The sequence below is a fragment of the Rothia sp. P6271 genome (genome assembly GCF_048512995.1).
Taxonomy (GTDB): domain Bacteria; phylum Actinomycetota; class Actinomycetes; order Actinomycetales; family Micrococcaceae; genus Rothia.
Genome location: NZ_JBLXXV010000009.1, coordinates 25,200 through 42,223 on the forward strand (window position 1 = coordinate 25,200; position 17,024 = coordinate 42,223).

Sequence of the window (17,024 nt, forward strand, 5' to 3'; positions counted from 1 at the left end):
GCCTTTAGCAATCTGGGTTGTTAGGGAAATCGTGAGATGCGATTTTCCACTGACCGTTATCTTGTATCAAAGTGAAAATGTTGAGTGATCGTTCAGGTGCTGAGGTGTTGTTAATGACGTCACCTGCAGCGTTTTTGACCTTAACTTGTGAGGAGTCAAGGCATACCTGAAGTATTTTTGCTGGCTGGTCGTTGTATGTACCGTCAGCTATTTTGGGAGTGCCGACGACCTTTGCTGTGCCTTCTTGAGTCCATTGATTATTTGCGAACTCTTCGGCTGCGGCAATAAAGCTTTCAGCGGCGCTTCCTGTTGCAACAGAGGTAATTTTCTCTTCAGTGGCTTGGTCGAGAGTTACTGTTGTTGCTGGTGCGCTGTCTTCTCCGCTTCGTGCAGAATCTTCTTCTGCTGGTTCAGTTGGTGCGACTGTCCCAATGTTTGAGAGCACGTTTTGGTAGGAGGTGTAGAGCTTTTCTGTCTCGGCAACGTGTTCTTCTGAAGGTTGCACTTCTTTAGAGTTCTGAAGTGACTCTGCTCCAGCATAGTTTTCTTCTAGCTTTTGCTCAGGCTCCTTATGTTTTTGCTCTGTACTCGCCGGCTGTTGTGTTGAACGTGCTGAGGCGTCTTGGTGAGCTGGAGTTGTGGGATTCTGAGATGTGGATGCAGCAGCAGAGCTATCTGTTGACGTCTCGTGTTGCTTTTGTGATGATGACTCGCTTTTTGAGTCTGGCTGTTCACTAGAGCATCCGGTGAGTAGAAGGAGGGGAACGAGTGACGCTCCCATAAGCTGCTTAGATATTAGTCTAGGCAGAGGTGTTTTATGTGCTCGATGCATTAAAGCCTCTAAAAGGGTAGACAGCATAGGTTTTCTTAGTGCGTGCACTAAGTGGCGTGGTTTTTTTGCGAGTGATGCGAGTGTTTGCTGAGGGGTCTGCAAACTTTTTTTATTCTATAGAGTGAACTCGGGAAAAATTGGAATTATTTTGTACCCATAAATGTACCTGTGCACTGTGTAAAGGTTGAAAAATCCTTTACGTCGTTCAAAAATATCACCGGTGTTCAAAAATGAACAATATATAGTAGACACTATGTGGCTAATATGAAATAAAAAGACGCTCAAGGGTATAGGTGTTGGATATTTTTTCGTGAGGAAGATAATAGCTAAAAGGTAGGTTTTTACCAAACAAAAAATACGAATCGTGTCTTACGTAAGTCCCTCGATAAAGATCCCCATAAAACCCCTCGGAGACCTCACCTCAATAGTAAGAAGAAGAACCGGCAGCCTGTTTCAACAGCTCAAGAACAGCTAAAACGCCTTAGAAACCACGCCTTTATCGATGCAACACATCAAGAATCCGCTCTAACAACAGGGAAGCCCATGCGTCCTGCTCTGAGCTCTCAAAACCTCAACAACAGGAAGCATTACCAATGAGTAACCTAGAAAATCTCATTCTGCCTAAACACCACGGCGCATAGCGTCTCCCCGTAGGAATAAAATATCCCGTGGAAGACACAACACAAGACTTTTCAATAAAAAAGCACGTCATACCAAGAAAATAAATACACAATAAAAAAATAACAATAAAAATAATTAGTAATACAACCCAAAGAAAAAATATTATCCATGCCCCATATACAAAATATATCTGAGCACGTCACCGCTCAGTTACGAGAAAAATAACACCTAAAATCACCCCTGCAACAGCGGTCCTCCTATGCGATAATAATAAACAGCTTAAATCCACACTAAACAGCAGAAAGAAGCTCCAATGAGCCTCACGGGACTCACCCTACTTCTTGAAACAGAACCAACTTTCGCGCGTATCGGAGAATACGCGGCACAAAACCCCGAAAAACGAACCTCAGAACTGGCCATCGGTACCGTTGACGGCGCACGCCCCCCACTCATCGCACACATCGCAACCAACCTCCAAAAAACAACTCCTCAAGCAACCACCCTCGTTATCACCGCAACAGAACGAGAAGCCGAAGACACACGCCTAGCCCTAGAATCCTTCCTCGCGCCAGAAAAGATTGCTCTTTTCCCCGCATGGGAAACGCTCCCTCACGAAAGACTCTCACCTCGAAGCGACACCGTCGGAGAGAGACTCAGCCTCCTACGAAAACTTAAGACAACAACACCTCAAGTCATCGTTGCCCCCATCCGATCCATCATCCAACCCATCGTCGATGGGCTCGAAAAAATGGAGCCAGTTACCCTCCGCTGCGGAGAAGAACAAAACTTCGACGACGTCATCAAAGCCCTACAAAATGCTGCCTACTCACGCGTAGACCTCGTCTCCAAACGAGGAGAATACGCCGTACGCGGTGGAATGATAGACCTCTTCTCACCCACCGCAGAACACCCCGCCCGTATAGAATTCTTCGGTGACGAAATCGAAAACATCCGATGGTTCTCCGTCGCAGACCAAAGAACCATCACCTCAAAAGAACACCCCCAAACACTCTACACACCACCATGCCGAGAACTACTCATCACCCCCGAGGTGATGAGCAAAGCCGCAAAGCTACAAAAAGACTTCCCCGGTGCACGAACCATGCTCGAAAAAATTGCGGGAGGAATCTACGTTGAAGGCATGGAATCGCTCACCCCACTGCTCGTCGAAAAAATGACCACCTTCATAGAAGTCCTACCAGCACACTCCATTGCAATCCTCCTCGAACCAGAAAAAATACGCACACGAGCCAGAGACCTAGTCGCTACCAACGACGAATTCCTCCACGCAGCATGGGACAGCGCCGCAGAATCCAACGACAACCACACCGACAAAGCACCCCTAGACGTTGGACAATATCGAGAAGATTTTAACGAAGGATCATTCCAAAGCCTGCAACAAGTGCGCCAACACGCACACGAAAACCACTGCTCCTGGTGGTCCATGACCGCACTAGGTATCGACGACGCCATCGAAAACGACGTCGACTCCGTCACCTTCAACGCCAGAGAACCACACTCCTACGCCGGCAAAGTTGAAGAACTCCTCAAAGAACTTCAACAAAAAGTACGAGAAGGATGGCGTCTCGTCGCCGTCACCGCCGGTAACGGGCCTCTGAACCGTCTCATAGAAGTACTCCACCAAGCTGATATTCCCGCTGCACGCATCGACAGCTTAGAAAACATCCCCGAACCCGGAATCGTTGAGCTAACCACCGCCCAAACAGGGAAAGGATTCATGCTCGACGACGCCAAAATTGGTTTCCTCACGGAAGCTGATATTCTCGGACGAACAAGCAACTACATCATCTCCCGTAGCGGAAACACTAAACTACCCACCAGACGCCGAAAAAATGCTGTAGACCCGCTTGCCCTCAAAACCGGAGACTACGTCGTTCACGAACAACACGGTATTGGGCAATTTATCGAAATGATACAGCGCCCCATCACCGGAACACCCCACAACGCACAACACAAAGCCTCCAAAGAATACCTTGTCCTCGAATACGCCCCATCCAAGAGGGGAGGCCCCAAAGACAGACTCTTCGTTCCCGCTGATCAACTCGACCAAGTCTCTCACTACGTCGGTTCAGAAGCACCAACATTATCTAAAATGGGAGGCTCTGACTGGGCAAAAACCAAAAGTCGCGCACGAAAAGCTGTTAAAGAAATCGCCGCAGACCTCATCAAACTATATTCTGCACGACAAGCCTCAAAAGGATATGCCTTCAGCCCCGATACCCCATGGCAACGTGAACTCGAAGAAGCCTTCCCCTACAATGAGACACCAGACCAACTCTCTGCCATCAACGACGTCAAAGCAGATATGGAACGCGACATCCCTATGGATCGTCTCATCTGCGGAGACGTCGGATACGGAAAAACAGAAATCGCCGTTCGTGCAGCATTCAAAGCAGTACAAGACGGAAAACAAGTGGCAGTACTCGTCCCCACCACACTCCTAGCACAACAACACTACGAAACATTCTCACAACGATTCTCTGGATTCCCCGTACGTATCCGTGTCCTCTCCCGATTCCAAAAAACAAAAGAAACTAAAGAAGCCTTAGAAGAAATTTCGCAAGGTACCGCTGATATCATCATCGGAACACACCGACTATTTTCACAAAACGTTGAGTTCAAAGACCTTGGACTCATCATCATCGACGAAGAACAACGTTTCGGTGTAGAACACAAAGAAAAACTCAAACAACTTAGAACAGACGTTGACGTCTTAGCCATGTCAGCAACGCCGATTCCTCGAACCCTAGAAATGTCACTTACCGGTATTCGAGAGACTTCCACCCTAGCCACAGCACCAGAAGAACGACACCCCGTTCTTACCTATGTGGGCGCTCGCACCAACCAACAAATCACGGCAGCTATTCGTCGTGAAATTATGCGAGAAGGACAAGTTTTCTTCGTACACAATAGGGTTTCTACTATCGAATCCGTGGCACGAGAACTACAAGAACTTGTTCCCGACGCACGTATCGCTATAGCTCACGGTCGTATGAGTGAAAGCAGACTAGAACAAATTATTGTTGATTTCTGGGAACGAAAATTTGACGTACTCGTTTGTACTACTATCGTCGAAACCGGTCTAGATATCTCCAATGCGAATACCCTGATCGTTGATCAAGCGCAAAACTATGGGCTCTCTCAGCTACACCAGCTACGTGGACGAGTCGGTAGAGGACGCGAACGAGCATACGCTTACTTCTTGTATCCTCCAGAAAAGCTCCTTGGAACGGTAGCGCTAGAACGTCTTAAAGCCGTGGCTACACATAACGAGCTTGGTTCTGGTATGCAACTAGCGATGAAAGATCTCGAACTTCGAGGTGCAGGAAACCTTCTGGGCGGAGAACAATCTGGACATATCGCAGGAGTCGGGTTCGATTTATATCTTCGTTTGGTTGGCGAAGCTATTTCTCAATTCCGTTCTCAAGGTGAAGAAGAAAAGAGCCTTGAAGTCAAAGTTGATATTCCAGTCAACGCACATTTCCCTCACGAATATATTTCTTCTGAGCGTTTGCGCCTTGCCGGATATCGGCAAATTGCGCAAGCTGAAAGCGAAGATGAGCTCAACGACATCCGAGAAGAACTTAAAGACCGTTATGGTGATCTTCCTGAGCCAGTAGAAAATCTTCTTTTGGTGGCGTCATTGCGTATTTATGCTCGTTCTTTGGGCGTTCAAGAAATTATGGTGATGGGAACAAAAGTTCGTTTCTATCCGGTCGATGATCTTCCAGAATCTCGTCATATGCGCTTAGGACGTATGTACCCTGAAGCGACCTACCGGAAGATTCCAGAGAGTGCACATTCCCAGATTCTTCTTCCACGGCCTAAGACTGCACGTATTGGTGGTCAAGACCTCAGCGACCGTCCATTGATTGAGTGGGTGCAGAACTTCTTGAAAGTCATTATCGATCCACAATAAGGCATATCCTGCAAGGTATAACACTTCAAACAAAAAGCGGTGGGGCATAAGAAAAGTTCTTATGACCCCACCGCTTTGTTGAGGAGCAATTGTAGACTCCTCCACAAAAATTAGAGCTGGGTTAAATCAGTGCTACTAGTACGCTGCGCGGTGTTCGTTTTCGACGGTAAAACATGGAAAACAACACCCCAGATGCTACCAAGAATCAGGGTTCCTAATGCAAACCAGAATGAGCCACCATCAGGGAACGTATTTAAGCACCATAGGCCGGACAAAAAGATGACAAAGAAGACCAAGAAGATACTGATATTTTCAAGGTGATGCCCTTGACCAGAGAACTGTGGGCCAGATTGTCCACTAGATTCTTTATGGTAGTCGTGCTGGTAGTGTGACATAGAAAAACGTCTTTCTCAATGCAGAAGCGAACGATATGTATAAGGAGTTAAACCTCAGTATAGATGGTGTAGAAAACTTATGCACATTGTGTGCCTAAGTTTTCTACACCTCTTAAAGATTAATAAGAGCTCTCAACTACATCTGCCGCACCAATAATAGCAATACCTTGAGATGCCCCAATACGAGTAGCACCGGCATCAATCATGGCAAGAGCCTGCTCACGTGTACGAATACCGCCAGAGGCTTTAACTCCCATCTCGGCACCAACTGTTTGTCGCATCAATGCGATGTCCTCAACCGTTGCACCTGCTGAAGAGAAACCAGTGGAAGTCTTCACAAAATCAGCGCCAGCTTCGATGGCAGCTTCACACGCAAGGATTTTCTGCTCATCATTGAGCTCAGACGTCTCAATAATGACCTTAACAATTGCATCACCGGCATGAGCTGCCTGAACCACAGCATGAATATCCTCGACTAAAGCCTGACGATTCCCGCTCAGAGCATGAGCAATATTAATGACCATATCAACTTCACGTGCACCGGCTGCTACAGCTGTCTGCGTTTCAAAAGCCTTTACCTCTGGGGCAGATGCGCCTAGAGGGAATCCAACCACAACGCAAGGAACCGCCGAGGAACCGGCTAACTCCTCGGAGAGGACGCTAGCCCATACAGGGTTTGCGCATACTGATGCGAAACCGTATTCACGAGCTTGTGCGCAGAGTGAACGAACCTGTTCTTCTGTTGCAGAAGAAGCAAGAATCGTGTGATCAATCATCTGTGCTAGCTCATCAGGACTTAACTGAGCTGCTGAGCTACCAGCGGTAGGTGTATTCATCTAAATATTCTCCATGACCGTAAAATATGGGGCACGCCACTGCAAGAGGACAATGCGAAACCCAAAAATAAATAATTCTAGACGCCTAAAGCAATCTTCATCGTATGCGCAATACGTTCTAGACGTTCTTGCGCCTGTTGACGCGCTACCACGAGCGCACCATCTTCTTCAGAGACAGGAACAATAACCTCAACATAGCATTTGAGCTTAGGCTCTGTACCCGATGGGCGAACAATAACTCGTGAATTGTCTTCACTCAAGAACAATAAACCGTCGGTAGGAGGAAGACCTTCGTACCCTTCTGCTAAGTCAGCATGAGCGTTCACGGGAGAATCTCCCAAAGCGCTAGGAGCCGTGGTACGTAAAGCACTCATCATCTGGCCGATACGGCTAAGGTCTTCAACACGAATTGAAATCTGATCGGTAGCGTATACGCCGTGTTCTTGGGCGATGCGGTCAAGAACCTCAATCAAGGAAGAACCTTGTTCTTTGAGACGGTGTGCATAGCGAGCCACAACAAGTGCTGCTGAGATACCGTCTTTATCTTTAACTAATTCTGGGGCAACGCTATAGCCGATAGCTTCCTCATAACCATAGCTAAGGCCCTCAATGCGAGCAATCCACTTGAAACCGGTGAGGGTCTGATAATGACGGACTCCGTAAGATTGAGCAATTGCGCTTAGCTGACGAGAAGACACAATCGAGTTCGCAAAAATAGCGTTCGTAGTGCCTTCTGGTGTTTTGGCGAGTTTCTCAACCATCGCCACACCCAAAAGTGAGCCAACCTCATCTCCGCGAAGCTGACGCCAAGCATTTTGGTGGGGGTCGTACACCGCAAAAGCTGCACGGTCTGCGTCTGGGTCATTGGCAATAATAAGATCAGCGTCTTTCTGCTGAGCTAAAGCAAAAGCCAAATCTAAAGCGCCTGGTTCTTCGGGGTTGGGGAAAGACACCGTTGGGAAATCAGGATCAGGAACAAATTGTTCTTGCACAGGAAATACTTCACTAAAACCTGCGTCGTTGAGGACGGAAAGAACGGTCTGCCCGCCGACACCATGCATCGCCGTATACACGATACGTAAATCGCTAGGCTCTGAAGGTTCTATGCCAGCGATCGTTTCAACGTACTCTGAGGCGATGTTCTGATCGAGAACTTCCCAACCTTGTTCTGCTAAAACAACTTCTTCATCAACGATGTGAGCAATTGCTTCAGCAATACCTGCATCATAGGGAGGAACAATCTGTGCGCCACGGCCGTGCTCAGCAACAGCTTGACCGCCAAGATATACCTTATAACCGTTATCTTCAGGTGGGTTATGAGAAGCGGTGACCATGACACCAACCTCAGCATTAAACTTACGGCAAGCCCACGCCAACACCGGTGTTGGTAACGGCGTAGGCATGAGCAGTGTGCGGATACCAGCGGCAGTAAAAATTGCGGCGGTCTCTTCAGCAAAAATATCCGAATTATAACGTGCGTCATAGCCAACAACAGCGGTGATGCCAGACCATTGCTCTTGAGCTGAACGCCCGCTCACATATGCGGCAAGACCAGCTGCAGCGCGGCGTACCACAACACGATTCATGCGCATTGGGCCAGCACCTAAAGCAGCTCTTAACCCGGCAGTACCAAACTGCAAAGTGCCACTAAACCGCTCGGCAAGATCTGCGGTAGCTTGAGTATCACCATCACGGGCCTGTGATAGTAGTGTTTCAAGCTCTTTACGTGTTGCAGCATCGGGGTCAATGCTAAGCCAATGTTCAGCTTGAACTAATACGTCAGAGGACTGAGCCATCTAAAAAATCCTTAGAAAAATGAGTACGGAATCAGGTGGATAAGAATTAAATTTTTGCAATGATATCGGCAAGCAAACGCGAAATACGAGGTCCGGCATCAATACCAGCTTGAATCACTTCTTCATGGTTCAACGCAGTTTCTTGGATACCAGCAGCCATATTCGTCACCAATGAAATACCGCAGACTTCTAGGCCTTCAGCGCGAGCAGCAATAGCTTCTAAGGCTGTCGACATACCTACCAAGTCAGCTCCCATGGTGCGCATCATACGAATCTCTGCAGGGGTCTCATAATGAGGTCCGGGCGCTTGATAATAAACACCTTCTTGTAAGGACGGATCAATATCTTGTGCGATAGCACGAATACGAGGAGAATACAGGTCGGTTAAATCAACAAAGTGAGCGCCCGATAGGGGAGAGGTTGCCGTAGCGTTAATGTGGTCGCTGATAAGAACTGGCATACCCGCTGAATATGATGGGTTGAGACCGCCACAACCGTTGGTCAGAATCATTGTCTTGACACCGGCAGCTGCTGCACACCGTACGCCATGAACAACAGCGTCTACACCACGACCTTCGTAATAGTGCGTTCTAGCGCCGATAACAAGAGCACGCTGGCCAGAAGGGGTCAAAATAGAAGAAATTGTTCCAGCATGCCCTGCAACACCAGAAGCGTGAAAACCGGGAAGCTCTGCTGCTGAGATAGTGTGCGTTGTTTCTCCAATGAGGTCAGCAGCTGCACCCCAACCAGAACCAAGGGTAAGCGCAATATCATGTTGAGCAACTCCGGTCAGCTCACTGATGCGAGTAGCGCTTTGTTGTGCAAGGACGTGTGCAGGGTGCTCTGGCGAAGAAGTAGGCAGAGTCGACGTTAAAGTACTTTTCTCATGTATCACACTGCTAACCTATCAAAATTGCATTCAAAGGTGGGAAAAGTGCGCGAAAAAGGCGTAAGAGTTTGAACGAAATTATCTTCTCCATCACAATAGAAGGGTGACTCATACAACAGATTACGCATCACGCACTATTATCATTCTCGGCGGAGGCCCCGGCGGGTACGAAGCCGCACTTGTAGCGTCCTCCCTCGGCGCGCAGGTAACACTCATCGAACGACAAGGATTTGGCGGCTCCGCCGTACTCACCGATGTCGTTCCCTCAAAAACCCTGATTGCCTCAGCCGATATTATGGCATCCCTTGACGAAACAGCAGACCTCGGAATCTGCTTTTCTGAAGGGAAAACAACAGGAAAACCCTACGTCGACCTCAAAACTGTCAACGAACGACTCCTACATCTAGCACAACAACAATCAGCAGATATTAAACGCTCATTAGAACGTGCTGGCGTCACTATCATTGAAGGCACAGGAAAACTTAAAGACCAATACACTGTAGAAGTCCGTGAAAGTAACGGGCTAAGCTACGAATTACGAGCAGAGTTTATCCTCCTTGCTGTTGGAACCCACCCGCGAGAACTGCCAACAGCAAAACCAGACGGAGAACGCATCCTCAACTGGACGCAACTATACTCGCTCAAAGAACTCCCCGAAGAGCTAATTGTCGTCGGCTCAGGAGTCACCGGCGCGGAATTTGCTTCTGCCTACAACCGTCTCGGCTCACATGTCACCCTCATCTCTTCTCGAGACCGCGTACTACCTGGAGAGGACGAAGACGCAGCAGAAGTCCTCGAAAACGTTTTTGACCGCAGAGGGGTTAAAGTTATCCCACGTTCACGAGCGCAAGCCGTCAATTATTCAGAGGACAGAACAAAAGTAATCGTCTCTCTAGCAGACGGACGAAAAGTTCAAGGAACACATTGCCTCATCGCCGTTGGGTCTATCCCTAATACCGAAGACTTGGGGTTAGAGAAAGCAGGGGTCAAAACCCGTCAAAGTGGACATATCATCGTCGACAAAGTATCACGTACTAACATCTCTAGTATCTACGCGGCAGGCGATTGTACAGGAGTTTACCCGTTAGCTTCTGTTGCTGCGATGCAAGGGCGAATCGCTATGGCACATATGATGGGTGACGTCGTCAAACCGTTGCGTACTCACCAAGTTGCAGCAAATATTTTCACCTCACCAGAGATTGCCACGGTTGGTATCACTGAAAAAGAAATTGCTCAAGGAACATATCGTGCAGATACGATTATGCTGTCTCTTTCGACAAACCCGCGAGCAAAGATGATGGCGGTCAAAGACGGCTTCATTAAAATTTTCTCACGCCAACATTCTGGAACAGTTCTCGGCGGTGTCGTGGTTGGACCTCGCGCTTCTGAACTAATTTTTCCTCTAGCGTTGGCTGTCGATAAAAAATTGCACGTTGATGATCTTGCAGAGACTTTCACCGTATACCCCTCGCTAACAGGATCTATCTCAGAAGCTGCTCGAAAACTTCATAAAGCCCTCTAATCTTCAACGGATTGAGAACACATAAGGTGTGGGGTGTTACCAACTGATTGGTAACACCCCACACCTTTATAACTGGCAGTTTACGATACTACCGCCCAATAGTATGCAAATCACGGTTCTTTGTTTCACCTGTAAGGGCAATGAAGAGCACAGAAAGTAAAGCTGCGCCACTAAGATACATACCCACGTACCCAACACCGCCGATAGAGTTCAAATAGACTGCCACAAAAGGAGTCAGCGCTGCACCAAGAATAGATGCTGCGTTGTACGCAATACCAGAACCGGTGTAACGTACGTGGGTTGCGAACAACTCCGGAAGGTAGGCAGACATGGAACCAAAAGATAGACCCATCAGTGCCATACCCACTGACATGTAGGCCGTCAACAAAACGATGTTTGCGTTTTCACCAGTTCCGATAGTTGTGGGGGAGATGAAGAAAGAGAACGTCAAACCGTAAAGAGACATGAGCAAAGTGGTGATGAGCTGTTGCTGTTTACGCCCAGCAATATCTGCCCACCATCCTGATACTGGAATAAAGATAATGAAGAAAATGATGGATACGAGCTGGACCATGAGGAAATTATGATAGGAGATGCCTAACCCGCCCTTTTCAACCTTGCCGATTCCGTAAGAGAGAATCCACGCCGTCATAAGGTAGAACAAAACGTAGCAGGCAATCATGATGAACGTTCCTTGAATCATTGGTAACCATGCAGTTTTGAGAGCTTCAACCAGAGGTGCTTTAACACGTTCATCTTTTTTCAACGCCTGAGCAAAAACAGGGGTCTCTTCGAGCTTGAAACGAACATAGAGTCCGATGAAAACCATCACGAGAGAGGCTAGGAAAGGAATACGCCAACCCCACATCATGAAAGTATGAGACATATTGGAAGAATCAGCGGTGGAATCAAAAGACATGAGAGTGGTGAGGAAGAGGACAAAACCGTTAGCCAAGATAAACCCGAATGGTGCTCCCAACTGTGGCCACATGGCAGCGCGTGCACGTTTGCCTTCTTCTGCATATTCGGTAGCAAGCAAAGCAGCACCAGACCATTCACCGCCTAGGCCAAGACCTTGAGTGAATCTCAAAATGGTGAGCATTGCTGGTGCCCACAAACCAATTTGGTGGTAGGTGGGGAGCAACCCGATAAGGAACGTTGCGATACCCATGGTCAATAACGCCCCAACGAGGGTTGCCTTGCGTCCGATACGGTCACCAAAATGTCCGAAAATAATAGAACCAATGGGGCGTGCTACGAATGCTGCACCAAATGTTGCCATGGACGCTAAGAGCTTTGCAGTGTCATCGACACCGATAAAGAATAAAGCGGGGAAGACTGCTACAGCAGCGGTTGCGTAGATGTAGAAGTCGTAGAACTCGATGGTAGTTCCAATCAATGAAGCAAGAATAACTCGACTTCGTGGAACCGGCGTTTTGTGGTGCGTTGGTGCACTGGGTGTATCGGGTGTGGTTCGTGTAGCCACGGGTACCTCTCTTGGAAAGAATCAGATATCATTGGTCTAATACTTTAGGACGTGAGAGGGTATAAAACCCCGTTCATCTCATTATATGAAATATTGTGTCTGGTGTGAAACATCATCAGCCAAACACCACCACACAACTACTTAATCGTAGCTATCGTCGCACCAGCTGAAACCGTATCACCGGCCTTAAGCTTCAAACCACTAATCTTCCCCGAACGATGAGCCGTAATCGGCTGTTCCATCTTCATCGCTTCCAAAACAACAACAAGATCCCCCTCAGAAACCTTATCCCCGTCCTTAAGAGCAACCTTGACAATAGTGCCTTGCATCGGCGAAGTTAACTCATGAGAATTAACTGCAGCAGTACGAGAGCCCCCACGTTCTTTACGCTTCTTGACCGTTGGCGCAGGCTTAGCAACCGAACCCAAAGACTGAGGAAGAACAACCTCAAGACGCTTACCATTGACCTCAACCACCACATGATGACGCTGTTCGCTCTGCTCATCTACAGAACCAGCCTCCCCATCATAAGGAGTAATCGTGTTATTAAACTCCGTCTCAATCCAGCGTGTATGCACGCTAAAAGGAGAATCACCCTCAGGCGCAAATGCTGGGTCGGAAACTACCGCACGATGAAAATTCGTTACAGTCGGCATACCCTCAACCACCAATTGAGATAACGCACGACGAGAACGCTCTAACGCCTGCTGACGCGTCGCCCCCGTAACAATGAGCTTGGCAAGCATCGAATCAAAAGAACCGCCAATTACATCGCCCTCAACAACACCAGAATCCCAACGAACACCAGGACCAGTAGGAATCACCAGCTTCTCAACAGTACCGGGAGAGGGCATAAAAGAACGACCCGCATCTTCACCATTAATACGGAACTCAAACGAATGCCCATGCAAAACAGGGTCAGAATATCCAAGCTCCTCACCGCGAGCAATACGGAACTGCTCTCGAACAAGGTCAATACCAGAAACCTCCTCAGAGACAGGATGCTCCACCTGCAAACGAGTATTAACCTCCAAAAAGGAAATCGTCCCATCCACACCAATCAAGAACTCACACGTACCTGCACCCTGATAACCAGCCTCCTGCAAAATTGCGCGAGAAGAATCATAAAGACGCTGCTGCTGCTGTGCCGAAAGAAACGGAGCTGGAGCTTCCTCTACCAATTTTTGGTTACGACGCTGCAAAGAACAATCTCGTGTAGACACCACCACAACATTGCCATGGGCATCAGCTAAACACTGCGTCTCAACGTGACGTGGCGAATCCAAAAAACGCTCAATGAAACACTCCCCACGACCAAAAGCAGCAGTCGCCTCACGTACAGCAGACTCATAAAGTTCAGCAATCTTTTCACGCTGACGAACCACTTTAATACCGCGCCCACCACCGCCAAAAGCAGCCTTAATTGCTAGAGGAAGACCGAACTCATCAGCAAAATTCTCTACCTCAGCCACAGAAGATACAGGATCTTTAGTGCCAGGAACCTGAGGGGCACCAACCTTATCGGCAATATGACGGGCCGCAACCTTATCACCTAACAAGGTAATTGACTCAGGTGAAGGCCCAATCCATGTCAAACCCGCATCAATGACACGTTGAGCAAACTCAGCATTCTCCGACAAAAAACCATAACCGGGGTGAACCGCGTCAGCACCAGAACGCTCCGCAACACTGAGAATCTTATCCATGACCAGATAAGAATCTGAGGCAGTGCTACCACCTAAAGAATAAGACTCCGTCGCTAACTTAACATGCAACGCATCACGATCAGAATCAGCATAGACCGCAACGGTGCTGATACCCTCATCTTCAGCAGCACGAATAACACGAACCGCAATCTCACCACGATTCGCCACTAAAACCTTAGAAACAGAACCTGTGTGACGACCTGGTACGCTCACAAACTGCCCACGTAGACGTTCGGTGTTTTTGCTCAATGAAAAAGCTCCTTGCCACCCCAAAGAGGTTAGCTACATTCTTCTGCGACAAGCACAAATAAAGATTATGGTTGAGAAAAGTCTACATTCTTATGACGTCAGCAGAGCTCTTCTCTTAGCCGATAGTACCGAAAAAACAGAAGATTTTTGAAAAATTATGCCGTTTTCGTCCAAAAATCGGTGATAGAAAGACCTAAATCAGCCAACATATCCTTAAGAGCATTCACCGACAAACCCACCACCGTGTGATACTCACCCTCAATACCACGGATAAAAGCAGACCCAAAGCCATCAATCGTAAACGAACCAGCCACAGCAAGCGGCTCACCTGTCGCCACATACTCATGAATCTGCTCATCTGAAAGAACATCACAATGCACCGTAGCAGTACGTAACTCAGACGAAGAACACCCCTGCACCACACGAGTATCAACCAACCAATGCCCCGTATGCAACAACCCCGAAGCCCCACTGAACAACCGCAAACGCTCAACAGCAATATCCGCACTATGAGGCTTACCATAAGCAACCCCATCTAACTCAAAAACAGAATCACACCCTAAAACAAGAGCCCCCGGAACATCCAAAGAACGAGCAACATCCTCCGCCTTAGCCCGTGCTAAAAGCAACGCAACCTGAGCCGGAGTCAGCTCACCCAAACCTTTAACATCAGCATCCTTTTGAGCACGAGCCACAACAGCATCCTCATCCACTGATGAGACACAAACCTGAAAATCAAGACCCGCATCACGAAGAAGTTTCTGACGAGCAGGAGAAGAAGACGCTAAAACTAAAATTGGCTCAGGAACAGATACCGAAGAAAAAGAAGTCATAACTACCAGTGTAGAAGTAACACCAGAAAGAACACCTACCTGAACATCAAAAGATGCCGGTAAATATCTTAGAAAAGATATATACCGGCACCTTCGAGAACTATCTTGACCTATCTAAGAGCGCAAGAACATATGCGTTCTTAAAGATCCAACGCCCTCTCCAAGCTATCAAGACCCATCGAACCAAGCTTCAACACACGAGTATGGAAATCACGGTCATCTTCTTGACGTGCCCGAGCCTTATCTCGCAACTGACCCCAAATGCGCTCGCCAATCTTATAGCTAGGAGCCTGACCTGGCCAACCTAAGTAACGAGCATATTCGAAGTTCAGCTGTCCCTCAGAAAGGTCTAGATTTGCCTTGAGGAATTGGTATCCGCTCTCTGCATCCCAGACACCAGCAGGAACACCGAGCTCCTTTACCCAGCGGTCTGGAATCTCAAGACCACAGTGCACACCAATATCGAAGACTACGCGAGCTGCACGCATACGCTGATTATCAAGCATGCCCATACGATCGCCCGGATCTTCTAAGAAGCCAAGCTCTTGCATCAAACGCTCAGCATAAAGAGCCCAACCTTCACCATGGCCAGAAACCCAAACACCATTAGCACGCCACTGGTTAAGAGTCTGAGACATGGCAGTTGCTACAGAAAGCTGCAGATGATGCCCCGGCACACCCTCATGGTAGACCGTCGAAACTTCACGCCATGTACCGAAAGTTTCTTCTCCTTCAGGAACAGACCACCACATACGACCGGGGCGCTCAAAATCGGGGGAAGGACCAGTGTAGTAGATACCGCCTTCTTGAGTGGGAGCAATCATGCACTCTAGCTCGCACATGGCGCCACCAATATCAAAATAATCGCCGGCAAGAGTCTCCACCGCACGATCTGAGAGGTTCTGCATCCACGCTTTTAACTCTTCAGTACCGTGCAAAGTGCGTTTAGGGTCAGCATCAAGAACAGCCTTTGCTTCCTCGATGGAAGCACCTGGTTTAATCTGCTCAGCAACTTCTTTCTGCTCGTCAATAATACGTTCTAGCTCTTGAACGCCCCACGCGTAGGTGTCCTCAATATTAATCTTTGAACCAAGGAATTGGCGAGAATACAAACGGTAACGATCAATACCTACTGCATCTTCTATAGGGGCTACTGGCAGAAGAGTCTTACGAAGATAAGAGTTAAGGGTACGGTATCCCTCAATAGCAGCGTCTGCTCCTTCTTGCGCCTGCAACGCCAAATCAGGGGCATGATGTGCAACTTCTTCTTGAAGCTTTTGGAAAAAACCATCTTCAGCAATATACGCATCGGTTTGCTCAATGACGATTTCGACCTGTCGACGCGCCGCAACATTTCCACGTTCGCGTGCATCTTCCAACGTGCGAATATAGTCGTCAATTGCAGCAGGAACATTCTTCATGCGTCCTGCAATATGTGCCCAATGTTCAGGAGTCTCACGATTCATCAAATCAAAAATTGAGCGGATGTTTTGCGAAGCAGAGGCAATGTTATTGACTTCCCACGTGCCTAACCCTGCTTCATGCAATTCAAGTTCAAGACCGAGACGCTCTTGCATCGCATCAATGGTGACCTTATCAACATCATCAGCGGGTGTTGCTTGTTCAAGACGAGTGAGTGTCTGACGAATCAGCTCGATAGATTTCTCACGACCTTCAGGAGAGAACACATCACCGTATTCTGTCTCACGGCCGGTACGTCCGGCTAAAGTTGCAGATGATGGATCTAGCTGAAGAGTTGCCTCATAATATTCATTAGCGATAGCGTCTACAGGTGTGCTCTGGCGTTCTTGGCGGTAAACCGCAGGAATGGTATCAAATTTCGACATGCCTCCATTCTACTCGTTAACCCTTTTGTGAAGGCAAGCACAGTCCAAAATCTTAAGCTCAGAAAAGGAAGA

General features: G+C 48.0%; 11 protein-coding genes. 2 read left to right on the forward strand and 9 right to left on the reverse strand.

The window, feature by feature from the left end; translation table 11 throughout:
• Positions 1 to 4: 4 nt before the first annotated feature.
• Positions 5 to 781 carry a hypothetical protein gene (locus tag ACN08X_RS07090; RefSeq protein WP_419108331.1) on the reverse strand — a complete coding sequence of 259 codons (777 nt, stop codon included), beginning with the start codon at positions 779 to 781 and terminating at the stop codon, positions 5 to 7.
• Positions 782 to 1,766: 985 nt separating this feature from the next.
• Between ACN08X_RS07090 and mfd the strand changes: the two genes are divergently transcribed.
• Entirely contained in the window at positions 1,767 to 5,393 is a 3,627-nt protein-coding gene (gene mfd / locus ACN08X_RS07095; RefSeq protein WP_419108332.1) for a transcription-repair coupling factor, read from the forward strand.
• A 110-nt stretch (positions 5,394 to 5,503) separates the two neighbouring features.
• On the opposite strand, the gene ACN08X_RS07100 is transcribed toward mfd, so the two are convergent.
• The 4 genes from ACN08X_RS07100 to ACN08X_RS07115 all read right to left on the reverse strand — a co-directional run bounded on the left by ACN08X_RS07100 (position 5,504) and on the right by ACN08X_RS07115 (position 9,282).
• Positions 5,504 to 5,788 carry a hypothetical protein gene (locus ACN08X_RS07100; RefSeq protein ID WP_419102102.1) on the reverse strand — a complete coding sequence of 95 codons (285 nt, stop codon included), beginning with the start codon at positions 5,786 to 5,788 and terminating at the stop codon, positions 5,504 to 5,506.
• A 119-nt stretch (positions 5,789 to 5,907) separates the two neighbouring features.
• Entirely contained in the window at positions 5,908 to 6,624 is a 717-nt protein-coding gene (deoC, locus tag ACN08X_RS07105) for a deoxyribose-phosphate aldolase (RefSeq protein ID WP_419106132.1), read from the reverse strand.
• A 77-nt stretch (positions 6,625 to 6,701) separates the two neighbouring features.
• Positions 6,702 to 8,420 carry a phospho-sugar mutase gene (locus ACN08X_RS07110; RefSeq protein ID WP_419108333.1) on the reverse strand — a complete coding sequence of 573 codons (1,719 nt, stop codon included), beginning with the start codon at positions 8,418 to 8,420 and terminating at the stop codon, positions 6,702 to 6,704.
• A gap of 46 nt (positions 8,421 to 8,466) precedes the next feature.
• Entirely contained in the window at positions 8,467 to 9,282 is an 816-nt protein-coding gene (locus tag ACN08X_RS07115; protein ID WP_419102226.1) for a purine-nucleoside phosphorylase, read from the reverse strand.
• Positions 9,283 to 9,412: 130 nt separating this feature from the next.
• Here ACN08X_RS07115 and ACN08X_RS07120 point away from each other — a divergent pair, with 130 nt between their 5' ends.
• On the forward strand, positions 9,413 to 10,831 hold the full coding sequence (locus ACN08X_RS07120) for an NAD(P)H-quinone dehydrogenase (RefSeq protein ID WP_419102105.1): 1,419 nt from the start codon (positions 9,413 to 9,415) through the stop codon (positions 10,829 to 10,831).
• An 88-nt stretch (positions 10,832 to 10,919) separates the two neighbouring features.
• Here the strand turns inward: ACN08X_RS07120 and ACN08X_RS07125 are convergent, their stop codons facing one another.
• The 4 genes from ACN08X_RS07125 to ACN08X_RS07140 all read right to left on the reverse strand — a co-directional run bounded on the left by ACN08X_RS07125 (position 10,920) and on the right by ACN08X_RS07140 (position 16,952).
• Positions 10,920 to 12,317: an MFS transporter gene (locus tag ACN08X_RS07125; protein ID WP_419106135.1), complete on the reverse strand. Its 1,398-nt coding sequence runs from the start codon at positions 12,315 to 12,317 to the stop codon at positions 10,920 to 10,922.
• A gap of 137 nt (positions 12,318 to 12,454) precedes the next feature.
• The gene (locus ACN08X_RS07130; protein WP_419108354.1) at positions 12,455 to 14,236 is read right to left on the reverse strand and encodes an acetyl/propionyl/methylcrotonyl-CoA carboxylase subunit alpha; all 1,782 of its coding nucleotides are present in this window, start codon (positions 14,234 to 14,236) and stop codon (positions 12,455 to 12,457) included.
• A 191-nt stretch (positions 14,237 to 14,427) separates the two neighbouring features.
• Positions 14,428 to 15,105, reverse strand: a complete 678-nt coding sequence (locus ACN08X_RS07135) for a Maf family protein (RefSeq protein WP_419106137.1) — start codon at positions 15,103 to 15,105, stop codon at positions 14,428 to 14,430.
• Positions 15,106 to 15,245: 140 nt separating this feature from the next.
• Positions 15,246 to 16,952, reverse strand: coding sequence for a DUF885 domain-containing protein (locus tag ACN08X_RS07140; protein ID WP_419106138.1), 1,707 nt, complete (start codon positions 16,950 to 16,952; stop codon positions 15,246 to 15,248).
• Positions 16,953 to 17,024: the final 72 nt, after the last annotated feature.